Annotated in this window: 19 protein-coding genes; 11 read left to right on the top strand and 8 right to left on the bottom strand. The window is 56.4% G+C overall.

What is annotated here, in order from left to right; translation table 11 throughout:
* Positions 1–27: 27 nt before the first annotated feature.
* Entirely contained in the window at positions 28–819 is a 792-nt protein-coding gene (locus EF096_RS13620) for a 2-keto-4-pentenoate hydratase (protein ID WP_123890294.1), read from the bottom strand.
* Positions 816–1,724, bottom strand: a complete 909-nt coding sequence (locus tag EF096_RS13615) for a TauD/TfdA dioxygenase family protein (protein WP_123890292.1) — start codon at positions 1,722–1,724, stop codon at positions 816–818. The genes EF096_RS13620 and EF096_RS13615 overlap by 4 nt, the downstream gene beginning before the upstream one ends.
* A gap of 301 nt (positions 1,725–2,025) precedes the next feature.
* Here EF096_RS13615 and amn point away from each other — a divergent pair, with 301 nt between their 5' ends.
* The 11 genes from amn (at position 2,026) to EF096_RS13560 (ending at position 13,711) form a co-directional block, all read left to right on the top strand.
* Positions 2,026–3,498, top strand: coding sequence for an AMP nucleosidase (gene amn, locus EF096_RS13610; protein ID WP_123890290.1), 1,473 nt, complete (start codon positions 2,026–2,028; stop codon positions 3,496–3,498).
* Positions 3,499–3,685: 187 nt separating this feature from the next.
* On the top strand, positions 3,686–4,129 hold the full coding sequence (locus tag EF096_RS13605) for a metallophosphoesterase (RefSeq protein WP_123890288.1): 444 nt from the start codon (positions 3,686–3,688) through the stop codon (positions 4,127–4,129).
* An 18-nt stretch (positions 4,130–4,147) separates the two neighbouring features.
* Complete coding sequence (locus EF096_RS13600; protein ID WP_123890286.1) at positions 4,148–5,602, top strand: metallophosphoesterase; 1,455 nt, start codon at positions 4,148–4,150, stop codon at positions 5,600–5,602.
* A gap of 331 nt (positions 5,603–5,933) precedes the next feature.
* Positions 5,934–6,386, top strand: a complete 453-nt coding sequence (locus EF096_RS13595; protein ID WP_123890285.1) for a (2Fe-2S)-binding protein — start codon at positions 5,934–5,936, stop codon at positions 6,384–6,386.
* Between the two features lie 12 nt (positions 6,387–6,398).
* Positions 6,399–8,582, top strand: a complete 2,184-nt coding sequence (locus EF096_RS13590; protein WP_123890283.1) for a xanthine dehydrogenase family protein molybdopterin-binding subunit — start codon at positions 6,399–6,401, stop codon at positions 8,580–8,582.
* Positions 8,583–8,594: 12 nt separating this feature from the next.
* Positions 8,595–9,821, top strand: coding sequence for a cytochrome c (locus tag EF096_RS13585; protein ID WP_123890281.1), 1,227 nt, complete (start codon positions 8,595–8,597; stop codon positions 9,819–9,821).
* A 38-nt stretch (positions 9,822–9,859) separates the two neighbouring features.
* Complete coding sequence (locus EF096_RS13580; RefSeq protein WP_123890279.1) at positions 9,860–11,044, top strand: XdhC family protein; 1,185 nt, start codon at positions 9,860–9,862, stop codon at positions 11,042–11,044.
* Entirely contained in the window at positions 11,045–11,338 is a 294-nt protein-coding gene (locus EF096_RS13575) for a putative quinol monooxygenase (RefSeq protein ID WP_123890277.1), read from the top strand.
* Positions 11,339–11,367: 29 nt separating this feature from the next.
* The gene (locus EF096_RS13570) at positions 11,368–11,934 is read left to right on the top strand and encodes a nucleotidyltransferase family protein (protein WP_123890275.1); all 567 of its coding nucleotides are present in this window, start codon (positions 11,368–11,370) and stop codon (positions 11,932–11,934) included.
* 19 nt (positions 11,935–11,953) lie between these two features.
* Entirely contained in the window at positions 11,954–12,433 is a 480-nt protein-coding gene (locus EF096_RS13565; RefSeq protein WP_123890273.1) for a nucleoside 2-deoxyribosyltransferase, read from the top strand.
* 138 nt (positions 12,434–12,571) lie between these two features.
* Positions 12,572–13,711 carry a DUF1624 domain-containing protein gene (locus EF096_RS13560; RefSeq protein WP_123890271.1) on the top strand — a complete coding sequence of 380 codons (1,140 nt, stop codon included), beginning with the start codon at positions 12,572–12,574 and terminating at the stop codon, positions 13,709–13,711.
* An 81-nt stretch (positions 13,712–13,792) separates the two neighbouring features.
* On the opposite strand, the gene EF096_RS13555 is transcribed toward EF096_RS13560, so the two are convergent.
* The 6 genes from EF096_RS13555 to EF096_RS13530 form a co-directional block, all read right to left on the bottom strand.
* Positions 13,793–15,844 (bottom strand): TonB-dependent receptor, encoded by a 2,052-nt coding sequence (locus EF096_RS13555; protein ID WP_123890269.1) that lies wholly within the window; start codon positions 15,842–15,844, stop codon positions 13,793–13,795.
* Between the two features lie 355 nt (positions 15,845–16,199).
* Complete coding sequence (locus EF096_RS13550) at positions 16,200–17,150, bottom strand: sodium-dependent bicarbonate transport family permease (RefSeq protein ID WP_123890267.1); 951 nt, start codon at positions 17,148–17,150, stop codon at positions 16,200–16,202.
* A gap of 87 nt (positions 17,151–17,237) precedes the next feature.
* Complete coding sequence (locus EF096_RS13545; protein ID WP_177412344.1) at positions 17,238–17,594, bottom strand: DUF7352 domain-containing protein; 357 nt, start codon at positions 17,592–17,594, stop codon at positions 17,238–17,240.
* Positions 17,595–17,670: 76 nt separating this feature from the next.
* Positions 17,671–18,588, bottom strand: a complete 918-nt coding sequence (locus EF096_RS13540) for a LysR substrate-binding domain-containing protein (protein WP_123890265.1) — start codon at positions 18,586–18,588, stop codon at positions 17,671–17,673.
* A 156-nt stretch (positions 18,589–18,744) separates the two neighbouring features.
* Positions 18,745–19,998 carry a ferredoxin reductase family protein gene (locus tag EF096_RS13535; protein WP_123890263.1) on the bottom strand — a complete coding sequence of 418 codons (1,254 nt, stop codon included), beginning with the start codon at positions 19,996–19,998 and terminating at the stop codon, positions 18,745–18,747.
* 227 nt (positions 19,999–20,225) lie between these two features.
* Complete coding sequence (locus EF096_RS13530) at positions 20,226–20,738, bottom strand: substrate-binding periplasmic protein (RefSeq protein WP_123890261.1); 513 nt, start codon at positions 20,736–20,738, stop codon at positions 20,226–20,228.
* Positions 20,739–20,880: the final 142 nt, after the last annotated feature.

Genomic DNA, 20,880 nt, shown 5'->3' with positions numbered 1-20,880 from the left:
TTTCTTTTCTGCACTACAATCTCAGCTTCAAGCGTTGAAGCTGCAGCTCACCTCACCCAGCTCGCCCATACGCAACGTCAACTGATCTCCTGCGGCAATCGGATGCAGTCCGGTCAAGGCGCCAGTCAGGATGATGTCGCCGGTCTTGATGCTTATGCCTTGCTTCAGCCGGTCGCGCACCAGCCACAGGCACGCCTCTAGCGGGTCACCCATTGCACTGCCGGTATTGCCCTCGGCAACCTGCTCGCCATTGATTTCCAGTGTGGCAATCAGTTGGCTTAGGTCCAGCGCACCGGGCACGTTCTGCTGGTTGCCCAGCACGTATGCGCCGGAAGAGAGGTTGTCTGCTACGGCGTCAAAAATTGTGGTGGGCCAGCCTGCGATCGCTGAGTCGCAGATCTCAAGGGCGGGCACGACGGTTTGTAGCGCCGCGATCAGTTGACTTCTGTCCAGCTCGGGATCAGTCAGCTCATGCGCAAATACCATCGCTACCTCGATTTCGGCACGTGGCGCGATAAAGTCACGGTAGTTCAGCTCTTGCCCCGCTTGGCGCAGACCGCTGGCCATCAATACGCCCTGCAATGGACCGGGCAAACCGAGCTTGGCTTGCACTGCCGGGTTGCTGACGCCGAGCTTATAACCTCTGACGCTGTCACCCTGCGCAAGACTTAGACGCTGCCAATGTTGTTGCGCCGAATAGGCCTGCTGCAAATTGGCGATTTGGTGGGTCTCGGCTATTGCTGCGCGGGGCGCGCGTTCAGCGCGGGCAGCCAGTAGCAGCTCGGCGGCGATGGCGTGGTTATTCACAGACTGATTCATGCAATGCTTCCTCGGGTGGGTTTCTCGCCAACGACGGTGGTGCGATACATCTCGCGGCGCGCGCCAAAATAATCTGATACGGGTTGATGCCAGACGCAGCGGTTGTCCCAGATCGCCAACGTGCCAGGCGTCCAGCGCATGCGGCAGGTAAAGGCCGGGGCCAGTGCCACGCTATAGAGGTAATCAAGGATTGGGCGTGACTCCTCGGCTTTCATGCCGGAAATCCCAAGGGTGTAGACCGGATTGGCAAAGAGTACGTTGCGCCCGGTTTCCGGGTGACGGGTAATCAGCGGATGGCTGCGGACATTGTCGTCTACGTTTTCGCCGTAGACAATTTTCATGCTCTCCAGACCCGCGTTGTGTTTGGCATTGGGGCCGTAACCAAATTCCGGGCTGTGTATGCCATCCAGCCCATGCAGGGTTTTGCGCAGGGTGTCAGACAGCCACTCACAGGCCAGATACATATTATTGAACAGAGTGTCGCCACCTGTAAGCGGAACATCCTTGCCATAAAGCAGGGTGAAGGCCGGCGGTTTTTCCTGAAAGGACCAGTCCGAGTGCCAGGCGCCGCCAAATACCACCGGTGTCTGCTCACTCGCCTCTTTTACTACGTGCACTACATGCGGATGTTCAGGCATGGGTTTGACGTAGGGCTCGGTACCAAATTCACCGAAGCGCTGGGTAACGGCTTCCAGTTGCTCAACGCTGAGTTGCTGATCGCGAATGAAGAGCACGCCGTGATCCATAAGCGCCTGGCGCAGCGCTATCTGGCCTCGCTCACTGAGGTTGTTAAGGTCAATATCGTGAATATCGGCGCCCAGTGACCCGGCAACCGGCGTCACGGTGAAATGCTCACTGGGACGTGCCTGATTGTTGCCTGCGTGGGTGTAGAAGAATTCGGGCATAGTCTCGCCTCTATATTTTTGTTGTTGGGGTAGTTAGCCCAGCTTGCCGTAACCATTAGCGCTCAGCCATGATCGAATCTGCCATAAGATGATCTTTTCTGCCAATCAGGCTCGGGAGTGGTGCCTGTTGCAGCGCTAGCCGGTGCGCGAATAAAGCATTCGCATACTTGGTCGGTGCAGCGCGAAAGCGCTCGTGTTGTGGGCGGGGCATTAGTTGGCGATTCAGCGATCTGAGCACAGCGCTTGGCGTGCAGGCGTCGCAGCAGGCAAGATAGGGGCATGTGAACAGCCGAGGTACGCCATGAATTCTTGCCCAGACGATTTTGTTGTAGTGTCCAGTCCTGAAGAGGCGGTTGATCGCCTAGCAGCTCTGTATCAGCAGGCCACTAGTGCCTTGCGCGAGGCGCTCAAGAAGTATTTGGCAGACCGTACGCACCCGTCTGAGAGTCGCTGCGCCTTCAGGTATCCGGAGCTGCGTTTGATCTATCACTGCCAGGGCGAGGTGCCTAGCACCGTGCGCGCCTATGCCAAGGTGCAGGTGCCCGGCACCTACAGCGTTACCGTTACCCAGCCAGCCGCCTTCCGGCGTTATCTGCTGGATCAGTTGCGGCCCCTGATGAGCGATTTTACCGTCACGGTTGAGGTCGGCTCCAGTCAAGCCAATATCCCTTATCCCTACGTGGTCGAGCAGGGAGATGAGCTGGGCGCCTCAGGGGTGACCGCGGCTGAGTTGGCACGGGTATTCCCGAGTACTGATTTGTCGGCCGCCAACGACGGCACTGCCGATGGGCTTTACGATTGGGAAAATATCGATCCGCTGCCACTTGCGCTATTCGACGCCGCGCGCACCGATTTCTCGCTGCGCCGGCTGGTGCATTACACCGGTAGCGACTGGCGGCACGTGCAACCCTGGATTCTGCTCACCAACTACCATCGCTACGTTGACCAGTTCATTCGCCACGGGCTGGACATGTTGCAAGCTGACTCGCGCTTTCAACGCATGGTCTTGCCGGGCAATGTGGTGATTGAGCGTGGTATGGCGGAAGGCGAGATGCAGGCCATTATCGAGACAGTCGTCTGGCACCGTTACCAGATGCCGGCGTATCACCTGCAGGCAGAGAATCCGGCAGAGGGTATCACCTTGGTTAACATTGGCGTTGGGCCATCCAACGCCAAGAACATCACCGATCATTTGGCCGTGCTGCGTCCGCATTGCTGGTTGATGATTGGTCATTGCGGCGGCCTGCGCCAGTCGCAGACTATCGGTGACTACGTTCTGGCGCATGCCTATATGCGCCGCGACGGTATTCTCGACCGCGTGCTGCCACCGAACATTCCGTTGCCGGCGCTGGCCGAAGTACAGCAGGCGCTGCAGCAGGCCGCTGCCGAGGTTACCGGCGAGCAGGGTGATGCACTCAAGCGTCGGCTACGCACCGGTACGGTACTGACCTACGATGATCGTAACTGGGAACTGCGCTGGGCGCAGGAGCGTCCGCTGATCAATATGGCGCGCGCCATTGCCGTCGACATGGAAAGCGGCACCATTGCCGCTCAGGGTTATCGCCTGCGGGTGCCTTACGGCACGCTCTTGTGCGTCTCGGATAAACCGCTGCACAGCGAAATCAAATTGCCCGGTGCTGCCGGCGCCTTCTACGAACGCGCGGTTACCCAGCATCTGCACATTGGCATTCATGCGCTGGAGCTGTTGCGCAGTCAGTTGGACTCGCTGCATTCACGCAAGCTGCGCAGTTTTGATGAGCCGCCATTTCGCTGAAATACGTCACCCTGGCGCAGCAAGAGCGTGCCAGGGTGATCTTGCCCTCCAATGTACGCTGAGCAGTAATCTTTTTGAATTATCCTGTTACATCTCGCCATCGTAATGTAACCGCTCTGTCTCGGGCCTCTCACACGCATCTCATAGCCTTCCAGACTCTATAAACGCAGTCTGAAAGGGAATTAAGATGTTTATTCGAACGGGATTTATTTGTTTGGCTGCCGGAGGTTTGCTGACCGGTTGTCTGTCCTCCAGCAGTAGCGACAATGATGAAAATGTCAGCCAGCCAGCGCCGCCAGCGGTGCAGGCCGCGCTGCGGGTTGGTGTCATTCCTGATACCCAGGGCGGTGGTCAGAATTCGTCGATTATGCCAATGCGCGCGCTGATGGAGTTTTATCGCGAGCAAGATGTTGATCTGCTGCTGTTGGTTGGTGATTTGTCAGAAGAGGCTACGCCAGCAGAGTACGCGCAGTGGCGCAGCGTGGTGGATGATTATCGTGACGACTTTGTCATGCTGCCGCTGCAGGGTAATCATGACATCAAGGGCACTGACCAGGATTGGTACGACAACGTCAGCGATCTGATTCCGGCCGATGCCATTCAAATGACCGGGCAGCGCGACAAGAACTAGGCCGTTGTTCGCGGTAACGTGCTTATTATCACGCTCTCTTATGGGCAGTTGCCCTTCACCTACGACTTCACGCGCGAAATGATTGAGACTTATCGCGATCAGGTCGATCATATTATTGTGTCTACCCATAACACCATGGTGGGCTCGCGCTACGGCAATATTCGAGAGCGGGTAGTAGAGGCTTACGATACGTCTGAAGGCGATCAGCAGTTTTTGCTGGTGCATAGCGATTACCGACAGTTGTTCGCCGATAACGACGTGATCTATGTAGCGGGGCACGAGCACCAGTATCTGCGCAGCCTGGTATCCGGTTATTACGGTGGGCATTACACAGAGCTGGTCAGTGGCAGCGCTTCTTATAAGGGTTACGACTCGCGCTATGGCGAGAGCGAACTGATCCAGAGCATGCTCATGGTCAAGATCAACGACGGTAGTTCTGGGTCATTGGATGTAAACGCATCCATCCTGAGCTTCGAAGGCGACCTGGTTGATTACCGCTCTTACTATGAAGCTCATACTATTACGCGTAACGAGGATGGTATGCGTGAGCTGGCGCAGCCTGATTGGAAGTTGATAGACCGTTTTACGCGCACGGCTGAGCGCTGTGACAAGATCGTTTACCCCTCCAGTATTCCGGCCAGTAATCAGCTTAATATGACGCACGACAAAAGCTATCGCACGAGTGCCTGCGTCTCGGCTAATGGTTTTTCGGCACGTATTCTTGATGGTGAAAATGCAATTTTCAACCGCTACGATACGCGTACCAGAACCACTAATTTTGAGCCCGGTGTATCCACGGCAAAAAGCAATGCTGAGCTGGCGGCTCGCTATTTCCGTTACCTGCACATACCGCACGCAAGTTACTCACCTAATCTGAACAACAGCCAGCGTGTGCGCTTGATCAATCAGGGTACTGCTGACGAGGAAGTCGAGATTCGTGAAACCACTATCGATCTGAAAAAACAGGTTTCCTTGAGTTGGGTTCCCCCTTACGAGGGTGCCGAGTCTGATGTGCTGATCGTCAGCGGAATCCAGGGGCAGGATGGTACTTACAGCAGCGCTAAAGGTGTTATGAAGAATATCCAGGCTGACGTTGGTTTTGCCGGTAGTTTTGGTGATGGCAGCGAGAGGGGCAAGCAACCGGTGACGCTCCCGAACGATCGCGTAAACAGCAACTCGATATTGGATGACGATGCCCGCGGCGACGACTTTGTCCTGCAGTTCAATTTACCGGCTGTGGCGGAAGCAGAGAGTTTGACCCTTGGGCGCTGGAATACCGAGACAGAAGGATGGGATCCTGTTGTAGCGGCAGACTGTATCAGTGCGGCCAGCTATGACAGCAGTTATTTGACTGACCTGCCGGCGGACGTTCCGCAAAGTTGTGAGACGGCCGCCGGTATGGTTACGGTAGGTGCCGGGTATGCATGGGCTCGTCTGCAAAAGGACGGCGCTTACGCACTTATCGTGCGCTGAGTATTCAGGAAAACCGCACCGTGTCGTGCGGTTTTCCTGCCTCCGTCGCGTCCTTCTGTTCAGCATGAATTAGTCACGGACTTCACGCGTTTCTCCCCAAGGTCACAGAGCTTTGGGGTATTGTTCTACCGCCCCGCCTGCAATTAACGCTACTCTTATTTTCCATACTTCGACGTCATACGAATGAATGTTGCTGCCTATGTGCGCTTTCATTGTCTCGACGTTGAGATAAAAGTGACTGTACTAGCCAGCTTCGGATCGCGCCTCGTGGTGATCCAGCTGCTAGAGTGTATAAACAAAATAATTAATTCCGTGCCGTGATGAGGTCTTTATGAATCTGTTGACCATTAATGGTGAGCAACACCAACTCGATGTTCCGGACGATACCCCCTTGCTATGGGTGTTACGCGATGTGCTGGGGCTAACCGGAACCAAGTTTGGCTGCGGTATCGCCCAATGTGGCGCCTGTACCGTGCACCTTGATGGCGAAGCTGTGCGTTCCTGCGTGCTGCCAGTTGGCTCCGTTGCTGGCAAGTCGGTGACAACCATCGAAGCCATTGCCGAGAATGCGGTTGGTGCCAAGGTCCAGCAGGCCTGGCTGGAACACGAGGTGGTGCAATGTGGTTACTGCCAGTCTGGTCAGATCATGTCGGCCACGGCGCTGCTGCAACATAACCCGTCTCCGAGTGATGCGGATATCGACGCCGGCATGGCAGGCAATATCTGCCGCTGCGGCACTTACACCCGTATTCGTGCCGCGATCAAAGACATCGGCCAAGCCTGAGGAGAATAGCTAATGGGTAAATCGACATTTGCAGTCTCACGGCGTGGCTTCCTGAAAGGGTCAAGTGCAGCATTGGGTGGTTTGGTGCTGAGCACCTGGCTACCTGCGTTTACACCCCGCAGCGTAGCTGCCGAGGCCACCGCGGCTGGCCGATTGGGTGATCAGTCGCCCCGCGCTTATGGCGCCTATGTGCGGGTAGGGCATGACGGTCTGGTAACTGTTATTTCGCCCAAGATCGAGATGGGCCAAGGCGCGCACACCGGCATTGCGATGATGGTTGCAGAAGAGCTGGAAGTGCCCCTGAGTGCCGTCACCATCGAAGATGCGCCACCGGATAGCGAGCTCTATGCCGACTCACTGATGCAGTTTCAGGCGACTGGCGGCTCTACTTCGACCCGCCACTCCTGGAAGCCGCTGCGCGAAGCGGGTGCAACGGCGCGTCTGCTACTGATTCAGGCGGCCGCAACGCGCTGGGGCGTTGAAGCGTCGCAGTGCCACGCCAGCAATGGCGAAGTCTTCGGGCCTGCGGACCAGAAACTGGGTTACGGCGAACTGGTCGATGCTGCCAGCGAGCTGCCGCTGCCAACCGAGGTGGTGTTGAAAACACCTGAGCAGTTCATCCTGCTGGGCACCGCGGCACCGCGCATAGATACCCCCAACAAGGTCAACGGCAAGGCGCAGTTCACGATCGATCTGAGCGTGCCGGACATGCTGATTGCTTCTACGCTGACCTGCCCGGTTTACGGCGGCACCCTGAGTAGCTTGGATGCCTCTGATGCCAAGAAGGTGCCGGGCGTGCGTGACGTGATCAAGCTGGATAATGCCGTAGCGGTTACGGCGAGTAATTACTGGGCCTGTCAAAAGGGACTGAAGGCGCTCAAGGTCGAGTGGGATCTGGGCGAGCACGCCAGCATCAATTCAGCTCAGCTGGATGACGCTCTGCTACAAGCCAGCTCGCGCGATGGTGTGGTTGCCCATAGTACGGGCGATATCGCCAAAGCACTCGAGGGCGCTGCCAGTCAGTTTGAGGCGGTGTACGAACAGGCGTTCCTGTCGCATTCGCCGCTTGAGCCCATGACCTGTGTCGTGCATGTACGCCCGGACGCCTGCGAGCTTTGGGTAGGTACTCAGGTGCCGGTCTTTGCGCAGCAGACCGCAGCCAAAATCAGTGGTCTGCCGGCGGACAAGATCATTGTGAATAACCAGCTGATTGGCGGCGCTTTTGGCCGCCGGCTGGATTATGACTTTATCACCCAGGCAGTGGATGTGGCGCGCCATGTCAGCTACCCGATCAAGTTGATCTGGAGTCGTGAAGAAGACATGACCCACGATCTTTATCGGCCACAGTATGCGGATCGACTGACCGCCGCCCTGGACGCCGATGGCAAACCGGTTGGCTGGCAACACCGGATTGCTGGCGCATCGGTACTGGGTCGCTATATGGGTAGTCTGCCTGAGAGCGGTATCGACGCCGATGCGGTCGAGGTGGCCATTGAGCCTATCTACTCGCTGCAGAATCTGCTGGTCAATTATGTGCGTGAAGAGCCCAAGGTCATCCCGGTGTCCTGGTGGCGCGGCGTGGGTCCGTTGCGTAGCACCTACGCGCTGGAGTGCTTTATCGACGAGTTGGCGCTGAACGCGGGTGCTGATCCGGTCGAATACCGCTTGAGTCTGATGTCTGAGCAGCCCCGTGCCCAGGCCGTATTGCGTTTGGCTGCCGAAAAGGCGGATTGGGGGAGCGCGTTGCCGGCCGGTCGTGGCCGAGGTGTTGCGGTGAGTGCGGTGTTTGGCAGCTACGTGGCGACCGTGGTGGAAATGGAAATGCGCGGCGACAAGGCAATCCGCATCACTCGTCTGGTGAGTGCTATCGACTGCGGTCTGGTGACTAACCCGACCTCGGTGCACGCGCAGATCGAGGGCGGAACCCTGTTTGGTCTGTCAGCCTCGATGTTCAATGAAATTCTGATTGAGCAGGGCGTCGTCCAGCAGAGCAACTTCAACAATTACCGCCAGCTGCGCATCAGCGAGGCGCCCGGGGTTGAGGTCCACATAGTGCCTAGCCTGGAGGCGCCGGGCGGCGTCGGTGAGACCGGTACCGCGCTGATTGGACCAGCTCTGGTCAATGCGTTGCATGCTGCATCCGGGACGCGTCTGCGTCGTCTACCACTAAGCCGTGCCGGCTATTACCCGGTTTAAGGAGACAGGCCAATGCGTTTTACTCAATTAGTTGTAATGGGTCTTGGATTCGCCGGATTTTCGAGCACCGCACTCGCGGCTGACGCGGATCTGATCGAGCGGGGCAAGTACCTGACCGACGCCGCCGACTGTGTAGCGTGTCACACCACGTCCGGCGGTAAGCCCTTCGCCGGTGGCGTTGAATTCAAATTGCCCTTTGGCTCGTTGTATTCACCCAATATCACACCGGATGAAGAGACCGGTATCGGCAGCTGGAGCGATGAAGACTTCGTCAGGGCGCTGCATTCGGGCGTCGGCAAGGACGGCAAGCACTACTATCCGGCCTTTCCCTACACCTCCTATACGCTGATGCCAGAAGATGAGGTGCTGGCGATCAAGGCCTATCTATCGAGTCTTGAGCCGGTCAAGAACACGCCGCCGGAAAACACTCTGTCTTTTCCGTTCAACCAGCGCTGGGGCATGATTTTCTGGAATATGCTGTTTCTGGATGACGAGCGCTTTGAACCTGAGGCAGATCAGTCCGAGCAGTGGAACCGCGGTGCTTATCTGGTTCAGGGGCCGGGCCACTGCGCCGAGTGTCACACGCCACGTAACCTGTTCCAGGCTCTGGACAGCAGTCAGCCACTGGCTGGCAACCTGGTTCAGGACTGGCAAGCCTACAACATCAGTTCGGATGAGGTGCATGGCATAGGTGCCTGGAGCGAGGCTGAGCTGGTGAGTTACTTCAGCAAAGGCCATGCGGCAGGAAAAGGCGTCGCTGCTGGCCCCATGGGTGAAGTGGTGAGCAATAGCCTGCGTCATCTGGAACAGAGCGATCTGTCTGCGATGGCAACCTACCTGCTCTCGACTGAGCCACAAAGCGCGGGTGTTGCCCGTCCTGAGGTGAAGCAGCTGAGCATGCCGACCGCTGAAGAAGCCGGGCTGGGCAGCAAGGTGTTTGCCGACTCTTGCGCCAGCTGTCACCGCTGGGATGGTAAGGGCACGCAAAGCCCGATTGCATCACTCGCGGGGCTGAAAACGGTGAATGATCCGGCGGCTACCAACCTGTTAGGTATTTTGCTCACCGGACACAGCAACCCGGAGCAGCAGGTTGACCAGCGTATGCCACGTTTTGCCGAGAACTACAGCGATCCTGAGCTGGCCGCGGTCAGCAGCTTTGTGCTGCAGCACTTCGGTCAGAGCGGCGGCAGCGTTAGCGCCGAACAGGTTGCCGCCAAGCGCGGTAATACCGGGCATTGATCAGCGTGCTATCGGTTTTTGCTGGCAGGAGGCATTGAGTGGCTGCAGTTGAGCAATTGTTGCGAGCCGTTGATGCGGTTGCCGAGCAGGGTGAAGAAGCCGTGCTGGCCACCGTGGTCAAAGTTGAGGGCTCCGCCTATCGACGGCCCGGCGCGCGCATGCTGATTACCGCGCTGGGACAGACTGAAGGCACCATCAGTGGTGGCTGTCTGGAGAGCGAGGTGGCGCGCACCGCATGGTGGCTTACCGAGAGCGGACCGGCACTGCGCAGCTATAGCACGGCCGATGACGAGGAGGACGGCGATGTTGCCGTCAGCTTCGGGCTTGGCTGTAACGGCAAGGTGCATATTCTCTTCGAGCGTATAGATGCTCCCGCTGGACGCGTGTTGTTGCGCGGCTTGCGCGCGCTGCAGGCGGATGGTGAGGGCAGGGCACTGGCAACCCTGGTGAGTGCTTCGCCAGACCTGGGGCAGCGCCAACTGTTGAACCCTGATGGCGGTCTGGAGGGGCAGCTGCCGCAAGCCTTGCAGGCGCCCGTGCAGCAGGCGCTGCAGCAGGCTTTGGTCGAGCGCGGGACCAGTCTGCACCGTTTTCAGCAGGCAGGCAGCGAGGTGCAGGTATTGGTCGAGTATCTCGCGCCCGCACGGCGACTGGTTATTTTTGGCGGTGGTCACGATGCACAGCCCTTGGTGCGCATGGCCAAGTTGTTGGGCTGGCACGTAACTGTCATCGATAGCCGCGCGCATTTTGCCCGTGACAGTCGCTTCCCCGACGCAGACCAGGTGCTGCATGGCCAGTTAACCGACCGCTTTGATCCGTTACCTCTGCTGCAAGGTGCAGCGGTAGCGGTCATGACCCACAGTCTGCAACAGGATGCCCACTGGTTAGCCTGTGCCCTGGCCTCGGAGGCGGTCTACATTGGCCAACTTGGGCCGCGCGACCGTACTGAACGGTTATTGCGGGAGATGACAGCTGAGCGTAGCGTTGCACCCGGGCTTGAGCGTTTGTATTACCCTATCGGTCTGGATCTTGGCGGCGATACGCCAGAGTCCGTCGCCATGGCGATTCTTGGCGAGATGACAGCGGTGTTCAATGGTCGCCAGGGCGGCATGCTCAAGGGGCGCACGTCATCGATTCATGATGTTTCACCTACTCACTATCATCAGGTTGCCGCCGACGCTGAGCAGCAAGCTGACCCATTACTTCGCACCGAGACTTATTAGATGTCAGATACCATTACTGTTGTTGCTGTGTTGCGTGCTGTTGATGGTGCTGCGGCCAAGGTTGCCGAAATCCTGCATAACGCCGTGGAGCCTTCGCGCGCCGAGGCGGGTTGCCGTGGCTATGTGCTGCATCACGATCGCAGTGAAGATCACAAATTTGTGTTTGTTGAGCACTGGGCCGGCATGGAGGCCATTGAGGCGCACCGCCAGGCCCCGCATTATCAGGCCATGGGCGAAGCGTTGAAGGGTTTGCTCGCCGAGCGTGAAGTCATGCTGCTGGACGCTCAAGCCTGAGCCGATCAGCACCCCGTGTTGCCGGGCTGATGCTGGCCGCAGGGCAATCCAGGCGCTTTGGCAGTGACAAGCGCGTTGCGCTGTTGCCTGACGGCCATACGTTGCTTGCCACTAGCTTGCAGCGTGCTCTCTGCGCTTTCGCGCAGGTTGCTCTGGTGCTACGAGCGGATGATGATGCCGCCGAGCTGGGCGTACCCGAGCAGGTCAAGGTGGTGCGTAACGCCAATAGCCAACAGGGCATGGCCAGCAGTCTGGTCGTTGGGATTCAGGCGCTGCAGTCAGCGGATGTTGATGCCGTGGCGGTCCTGCTGGCTGATATGCCGCAGATTCAGCCTGCGACCTTTGCGGCGCTGGCTGCCATGGCATCGCCTGAGCATATCGTGGTACCGGTGTATCAAGGGCAGCGTGGGCACCCGGTACTATTTGGTCGTTCGTTCTGGTCCGAGTTGACCACAGTGCAGGGTGACGCTGGCGCGCGTGATGTTGTGCGCCGTTATCCCGCTTGCGTTAAGGTGCTGACGGTGCAAGACCCCGGCGTCTGCATTGACGTGGACGATGCCGCTGCGCTGGCATGTCTGTCGCAAGAACACGTTTGAGTCAGCGAGGAGAGAGTAGGTGAAGTCGGTTTACCTGGCAGGGTTTGATGTTTTTTGTACGGATGCCATCGAGCGTGGCGAACATCTCAAGCAACTCTGCGCCGAGCACGGGTTGATTGGCCTCTATCCGCTGGATGATCAACCGCCCGCCGACGTCGTGGATATGGCCAGCTGGATTTGTCAGGCCAATCTCAACAAGATCCGCCGCGCCGATGCGGTGCTGGCAAACCTCGACAACTTTCGTGGTGCTGAGCCCGATTCGGGTACGGTGTTCGAGATCGGTTTCGCCTGTGCGCTGGGTAAACCGGTGTGGGGTTACTTTCCCGATCACCGCTCAATGCTCGAGCAGCTGTCGCACGATGCTGACGGCTACTGCGCGGCAGGTTATCAGGTCGAGAACTTTGGTTTGCCCAAAAATCTGATGCTGGCTTGCAGTTGGTCTGGTGCTAGCCAGTCGGCCGAGGTTGCCATCGTGGCATTGGCAAGCTACCTGAGTTAAAGCCTGTATCAGGTCTCAAGGTTATCCTGCCAGCGGTTACCGTTCTGTGGGCCGTTCCGTGGTTTGGTGCTGTTCAGGCAAATAGAAAGCTGAAATAATTACGTTATTATATTTCATTTCTAGGTGTCCTTGTCCTTTATGTCTTCCCATCGTCTGCTCTCGATCGACGCTCTGCGCGGTCTGGTTATTCTCCTGATGTTGCTCGATCACGTCCGCGAAACCTTTTATATGCATATGCAGGTATCCGACCCCATGGATGTCATGCAGACCGATCCCGCGCTGTTCTTCAGTCGTTCGCTGGCGCACCTGTGTGCGCCGGTATTCATCCTGCTTACGGGGTTGGCAGCGTTTCTCTATGGCGAAAAGCAGCAGAGCAAATCTGCCGTCACTACTTTTCTGTTCAAGCGCGGGCTTTTTCTTATCGTCCTGGAGCTCACCCTGGTGGGGTTTGCCTGGACCTTTCAATTCCCGCCCACGGTCATCTACCTGCAGGTGATCTGGGCAATTGGTTTGAGCATGCTGGCGCTCTCGTTGCTGCTCTGGTTGCCGCGCAGCCTGCTCGTGTTGCTCGCTTTTGTGCTGATTGCCGGTCATAACCTGCTGGATGGAGTGCATTTTGCCGTCGATTCCTGGATGCACCTGCCGTGGGCCGTTTTGCATGATCGTGGTTGGATTGCGTTGTCGGACGAGGTGCGCATGCGCACCTCGTATCCGTTGTTGCCGTGGATTGGCGTGATCGCATTGGGTTACTCGATAGGGCCCTGGTTCTGTGGGGCAACCTCGGCTAGTCGACGGCGCGCCTATTTACTCGCCAGCGGTTGTTGCGCATTGCTCGTCTTTATGTCGCTGCGTTTGCTTAATGGCTACGGTGAGCAACCCTGGACGCAAGGAAGTACTTGGGTAATCACACTAATGAGTTTCTTCAACATGACCAAGTATCCGCCGTCACTACTATTTCTGGCGCTCACGCTGGGAATTGGCCTGTTGCTGCTAGCGTGCTTTGAGCGTCGCAATAACAGCATCATGGTGGCTGTCTTAGCGGTGTTTGGCGCGGCGCCCATGTTTTTCTATCTTCTTCACTTGTATGTGCTGAAGTTGCTGTCTCTGGGGGCTTTGGCGATATTCGGTGCCAATCAGGGTGAGTACTTTAGCTTCGATTCGGTGCTGGCGCTCTGGCTGACGGCGCTGTTTCTAGCCTTGGCGCTGTTTGCGCCGGTACAGTGGTTTGCGCGCCTGAAGGCACGTCGGCGCGATATAAGCTGGTTGAAATACTTGTAGCGGGTTGCTCCTGCTTGGAGCAAGAGTAGCCTGGCAGCCTGCCAGGCTACTGGTAATGAAAATGCGGGGGGTAGTTCGGGGTTAGAGCTTCATATCAACAGACACAAAGCCGGACCGCCCCGGTGCTGGCGAGAACATGGGCTGATCGTCGCCACCCCAGAAGAAGTTGTCGTACCACACGTATTCGTACTCGCGATCGGTCAGGTTCTTGAGCTGTAAGCCAAGGCTCAGCGTATCGGTAAGCTGGTACTTAGTGCTTGCGTCCAGCACCGCAAAGCCACCGTACTTGCCTTGCTCGTTGCGTTCGTCAATGTAGTAGTCGCCCTGTGCCCTGGCTTGCATACCAAACTGCCAGCGGTCATTAAACTGATAGTCGGCTCCCAGGTTGCTTATGTAGCGGGGAGTGGAGAAGACCTCTTTGCCCGCCAGTGAATCTCCCCCCGCAGTGTAGGCACTGACTACTTTCGCTTCCTGCATCGCGTGTGAAGCCCAGACCGTTAACTGGTCGGTCAAGCGGCTGTTGATCTGCAGGTCAAGGCCGCGTCTGCGGGTTTCACCTAACCCAACGGTGGTACCGGTACTGGGCATGTTGGCGACTTCGTCAGTTGCATCTTGCTGCCAAACCGCAACCCGTACATCGGTATTGGCTGCCGGACTGAACTTGATGCCCAGCTCCTTACCGGTGTTGATGGACGGCTTGAAGCGGGTTTGTCCTGCCGTCATATAGGCTGGGGCAGTTGAGCCGGTCAGGACCTGGAAGGTACGGCCCCAATTGGCGTATACGCTGACATCATCGCTGATGCTGTAGATGACGCTGAGCTTTGGTTGCTGGATCCAGCCATAGTCTTGCAACGAAGCATTTACGTTGTTGGGCAGATGTGTACTGCCGGAAAACCGGTCTAAGCGCCAGGCCGGGATGATTTTCAATGAGTCGAATGGCTCAATGATCGCCTGTGCGTAGCCACCAAGGTTATGCAGCGTGTAGCTATCATCGTTTTGGGTGCGTGCAGGTGCTGCATCGAAATCAGTCGGTAGGCTAAAGTTATAACGATAACGACGATATTCGTTGTCCTGGTGCTCATAGTTTATCCCGCCTTCCAGTGCGATCACGTCGTTGGCGCGCCACGTCAGGGTGCTTAATACACCTGTCTGCTTTTCATTCCATTGCCGACGCTGGCGTGGGGCATTCCCGAGAGGGTAGTCGGTGAAGGTGATGGTTCGGTCGTCATCGTAGCTATTAAAGTACAGCTTGTTACTCAAGCTGAGGTCGTCGTTCAGCTGCCAGGTGATATCAGCGCTCAGCTGTTTCATATCACGGTCATCACCATCATTGGCGTTCTTGTCCGGCGATTGAGTTCTGCTGGCATGCAATTGTTGCGCGGTCAGAAAGCCTGACTCCTGCGCCTGGTGATGATAGAGGCGAGCGCTCAGCCCGGCAGTAAAGGTATCGGTATCATCGGTATAAAACCACTTGCCACCCAGTGAGTATTTGTTCGAGTTACTGTGGTCGCGAAAGCCGTCACTGTCCTGCTTTGCCAAAAAGTAATTCTGGGCAAAGTTACCGTTCTCATGGCCGACCGCCAACTGGAACTCGCGGGTATTGAAGCTGCCGTAGGTGACCCTGCCGTCGGTATAGTTGCCGCCCTGACGCGTGACGAAGTTGATGTTGCCGCCGATATTATGCAGCCCGTAGCGCGGATCATTGGTGCCGCGGACGACTTCAATCAGGTCGATATCCAGCGGGAAAACCATATCGATAAAGCGCTGATTGCCGCTGTTTACGTTACTGGGGATGCCATCAATCAGTACCTTGATGCCATTGATATAGCCCTCGCCGTTGAATGCGCGAAACGTAGCCTTGCCTGACTCCGCGCCCTGCCCCGTCTCCGTGAGTTGAATACCGGGCATCTGTCCCAGCAGCTCCCAGCTGTTGCTCACATTCTTATCTTCGACCTGTTCTGCGCCCATGATGTCGACTGACGTCATGATGCTGTCGGTACGCAGGGGGCCGCTGGATTTTGCTGTGACATAAAGCCCTCCGAGCGTAATCGTCGAGTCGGCAGATTGAGCCTTCACCGTTGCAGTGCTTAAGAGCGCGGTGATCACAGCGAGCGAGGTAGATACTACTTTCATGCTTTTTCCTATTCTGGTCGTTTTAAATCGCGCCAATCTTACATGTATTGCGTTGTTATATCATAACGTTTTGAGTCGCGATTTTATTAGCCAAAAGTGCTTGGCTGATCTGAGCAGGAGTGGATGATTGGCACTTTTTTTGATCCAAGAGGCGCAAGGCTGGCTGGCTGGGCAGCAACGGGATCTATTACCAATAGAGGAATAAGGGAAATCCAAGAGTCTTTTTGGTAGGGCGGGGCGTCGGTTATCGCTGTGGGTAAGTTCGTCGGGCCTTGTCGGTGGCCCAGGTTATTGGGTGGTGGTGCGGTGGCAAGCGCGCAGCCCACTTAGGCTGGCGCTTGCCTGGTCAGCTATCTTAGGTGCTTAAAACAGTAAGTATCCAGGCATATAGCTCGATACCTACTAGTACGTTGAATGGGAATGTAATGCCGAGCGAAGCCAGCATGACCAGTCCGATATCCGCGTCGGCTATCGCGTGGCGTACTGCGACCGGCGCTGCGATATAGGATGCGCTAGCGGTTAGCGTTGCCAGGACGACAGTGGTGCCTGGCGCCAGTCCCAACGCCATACCGGTTAGCAAGCCCGGTAACGCCAGCACGGTGGGCATACACAGGGCGAAGGCAATGACGCGCCAATGACGCAGCTGAACCTTGCGCAGGGTTTCAGCTGCCACCAGACCCATTTCAAGCAAGAAGAGTGCGAGGATCAACGCGAAGGCACTGGTCAGTGTTCCGGTCACCTGACTGCCGTTGTCCTTACCGTAGAGCAGGCCGATCACCACGCCACCCACCAGCAGTATCACGCTGCGGTTGGTGAGCGTTTCTTGCCATAGCGGCGTAGTTTTGGCCGCGTCTGCTTGCCCAGCCGATGGGCTGAAACGTCGGTAGAGCCATAAACCGGTAATGATGGCTGGCAACTCCAATAGCACCAGGTAAAGCGTGACCTGGCCACTGGTTGCCAGACCGCGCGACTCGGTCCAGGCCAGTGCCACGGCGAAGGTCCCGGCACTGACCGAACCATAGTGCGCACAAAAACTGGCCGCGTCGGCGATCTTGAGTTTAACCAGGTAGCGCAGCATGGGATAAAGCAGCAGCGGAATCAGGAAGCCGAGTGCGGTGACTGCCAGCACCTCCGACAATAAAGACCAGTGCAACTTGCCGTACAGTGCCATACCGCCTTTCAGGCCAATGGTGAGCATCAGCAACAAGGACAGAATGTCATAGACGGCCTTGGGAATGGCCAGGTCCGAGCGCAATGAGCCAGCGATCAGGCCAAGCAGGAAAAACATCACAATGATATCGGGCATGGGCCGCGTTCCAGTCGATGAAGTAAAGGTTAACGTACAGGCAAAAAAGAGCCCCTTAACGGGGCTCTGGTCAATACCTGGCTAGTCTCAAGCATGCTGCCTCTCAACAGTGCCAAAGACTAAAGGGTCAAAGGGTTTGCGGGTGCGGCTGGTGGTTGCTTCTGCAGGCGCTATCACTTCATAGACGTGGAATGCCTGCGGACCAAAAGGGTCCAGGGCCGTATCCACGTGGTTATAGCTGACCGGTACCGGATCGCCTGAGCTAACTACCATGAACTGGTGCTCGGTAACCGGCAGATCAATTCTCAGCGGTTCCTCGACCCAAAGATAAACCCGTTTCTGCGCAACCACATACTCGCAGCGTACGATCCGGTATCCATCGCGTAAAGCGAGAGTGCTGACCTGTTTGTCGCTTTCGAGCTGATACTGGTGAATGGTTTTCATGGCCTTTCTCCCTGCTGTTGAAGACAGTTGTATAGTCAGGCAATGATAGGTCGAAATAAACAGCGTTAAATCTGTTTTATAGTTCGGTTTTTTCGATGCTATCGTCAAGCTCTGCACGTTCCATCAGCAGTGCCTGGATGGCAATATTGTGTCCGGTTCGCGCCCGCGTAATGGCATATAGCGTCTCTCTGACTTGCTCAATCGAGCCGATGCACTCAACCTCGTATTGTCGACACACCTCATGCTGAATGACCGTGGGCGCGGCAAAGTAGCCGATGCCCTCGCGGCCGAACACTTTGATCAATGCGCTATCGTCGACTTCGGCGACGACCTTGACCTGGATGCGTTGCGCCGCGAACCAGTTCATCAGCTCGTTGATGTAAGGTGCATTCAGAGACGTGGTTAAAAACGGCTGATGATCCAGGCTGGCAGGAAAGCCCGGCTTGAGCTTGCTCGCTAGCGTCGGGGCCGCAAATAGTGAGATAGATGAGCTTGCCAGTCGGTGCGCTCGGAACTGGCCTGCATCCTTGAAATCCGGTTGCCGGTCGGTCAAGAGTACATCCAAGTCGCGCTGGCCAAGCGCTTTGAGAAGCTGATTGGTTTCCCCGGTCTGACAGCGCAGGTGGACTTCCCTTGATAGTGCTAACGCTGGAGCGGTGAGATGGTAGGCAATGAGTTTGTGAATAGAGGCGGCGACACCTACCGACAAGTTGAGTGGACGCTCCTCGGGCGGCTGCTGAATGACTTCGTCCAGGGCCTGTGCCGTCTGAAAGATGTCGTCGGCGTAGGCAAACACTGTCTGGCCGAATTCGGTCAGTTGCAGAGAGCGATTAGTACGCCTGAACAGCGCATTGCCCAAGTCCGCCTCAAGCGTTGCCAGTTGTCCGCTCAAGGTTTGCGGTGAAAGGTTCATGCTCTCTGCCGCTCGCACGATCGAACCGCTACGCGCGATCATCCAGAAATACTGGAGATGGCGAAGATTAAGGCGGTTCATGTCTTGGCTCCACTTGCGCTAGTGCCGGTATTCATAAGGCTACCTTGATCGGCCATTCGAGAGGGTGACGCGCGCTGATCCGCAGGATCCACAATATCCGTATCCTAGCGCTTTTGTGCGCAACCCTCATCGTTTTGCCGGTTAGCCTCTTGCACGCTAGCGAAAATCGAAAAGCTCGCTGTGCAGGTTTTGCTGTGGAATCTGGTGACTAATCATTAGCTGGCGTACCTTGACCAATAACCCCTGGGGGCCACAGAAGCTGACATGAACCTTGTGCGGTTCGGTGTTTGCCACTGCTTGACCTAATACCTCGGCTATCGACTCCATACCACTGGGGTTGCTGACAAAGTGAGCGCCACGCAATGTGGCCATAGCTTGCAGTTGGTCCGCCGGAGGAAAGGCGCGTCCGGGATTAAAACAATAGACCAGCGTTGCTTTCTCGAAGTCTTTGACGTCCGTGTCCTGCAGCCAGGAAATAAAAGGCGAAATGCCCACGCCAGCACCGATCCAGATTTCGCGCTCGGCCTTGGCCTGTCGCTTAAAGCGTCCGTATGGCGCATACAGGTCAGCATGCATACCTACTTTGGCGCTCGCGCAGAGTTTTTTGGTGTAATCCCCCAGCCCTCTGATCACAAATTCGACCTGTCCGTTTGCAGCGTTCGCACTGGCGATGGTGAAGGGATGGGGTTCACGCAAGCCTTTTTGCTGCATCGCAATAAAAGCAAATTGGCCGGCTTTGAAGTCGAATTTTTTGTTTATCGGTTCCAGAGTTAAATGCAGGGCACCTTTGTCCGTAGAAACGGCGATCACCCGGTACTCGCCAGCGCGCGCAACGAAGGGGTAAAGCACTAGCTTGTATAGGGCTGCCAATACGCCTGCACTGCACAAAAGCGTTAACCAGATGCCTGAGGGGCTGGCGAGGGTGATGGGTGATTTGAAGCTTAGCCAGTGCAGAATCACTATCAGGAATAGCGGCCCGGAAAGCTTGTGCCACCAGCGCCACTGGCTGTAAGGGATTTTGCGATTCAACGCCAGCAGAACGATCAGACCCAGTGCGACATAGCTCAGCTGGCGTACCAAACGGGTCCAGTATTTGGGCAGCTCCAGGATAGGTACGCTGTTCCACACATCCAGGTTGGCTTTGAATACGAAGTGATACGTGGCAAAAATAAGCGCCCAAACGCCCAGCCATTTGTGCGTTTCATAGACACGGTCAAGACCGCTAAAAACGTTCTCAACCGCTCGCCAGCGGCTGGCAAGCAAGCATGATACCGCCATGTAGGCCAGTGCCGCTGCGCCGAGGATCATGCTCAGAGTGGCTGAGGTAAGCCAGGTATCGCTGGGTATTTCAAGCAGCAAAGTGAGTGTGGTGATCAGCAGTATGCCCACGATGCAGTGCCAGGTTTTCAAGGTAGGATCTCCAGTCGAAATCTAGTCGGGGGAATTGGAAGGCGGTCTATAACCCGCATTCCAGAGCGGTCGGCATTCCATCAGTAACGGCCTGCAGAGTTGTTGACTCAGGTCATATCCCGGCTGGTGGTATAGGAAGATTTGGGGGGGAGGTGATCAAACCGCTAGTGAGTTTGCTGAATGCGTTGGTCCCATGGTGGGACTCTCGGTTCATCCGGATATCAGGGCTAGTTGCTGCCTGTTAAGCCGTGGCGCAGCGCTATCGTGTCGTAAACACCATTATCGCGCAGTGTTTTCAGGGCTGTATTGAATCTCTCGAGTAATTGCGGAGCCTCCGGGTAATTAAGAGATGTCATCAGATAGTTGTAACCCACATTCAAGGGGGTATCCAGAACATAAAAGTTTGCATGGTCCTCTGGGGGGAAGGTCTTGCGTATGATATTCCAGCCGACCGACTCCACTGCCGGTACCAGTTCGACCCGCCCTGCACGCAGCTTCCTGAAACTCAACTCTTCACTGTTGGTTAGCTCCAATCTGAGCCCGGCTCGAGCGAACCTGTCCAGATAGTAGTAGCCGCGTACGCCACCTATCCTGTGCGGACTAAGCTCGTTCAAGTGACAGAACGTCATAGGTACCCGTGGCTCATCGTCGCTGTAGTGAAACAGCACGGTGCGCTTGGTGTACAGAGGTTCTGAGAATAGAAATTTTTTATTACGTTCAGGTGTGGGCACGTAGGGCATGGTAGCCCACGCCTTTAGCCCGGATTTCTCATGAGGGGATAAAAGAAAGCGGCTGAAAGTGCTATAGTTTCAGGACCTTACACCGTTCACCAAGCACCAACAGCCGCTATCCAAAATGGTACCTGAAAAACTGACCTTCTCG

Source organism: Pseudomonas neustonica (genome assembly GCF_003797945.1).
Classification (GTDB): Bacteria; Pseudomonadota; Gammaproteobacteria; order Pseudomonadales; family Pseudomonadaceae; genus Halopseudomonas; species Halopseudomonas neustonica.
The sequence above is the reverse complement of the archived record's forward strand: the minus strand, read 5'-3'. Positions and strand labels throughout refer to the sequence as shown.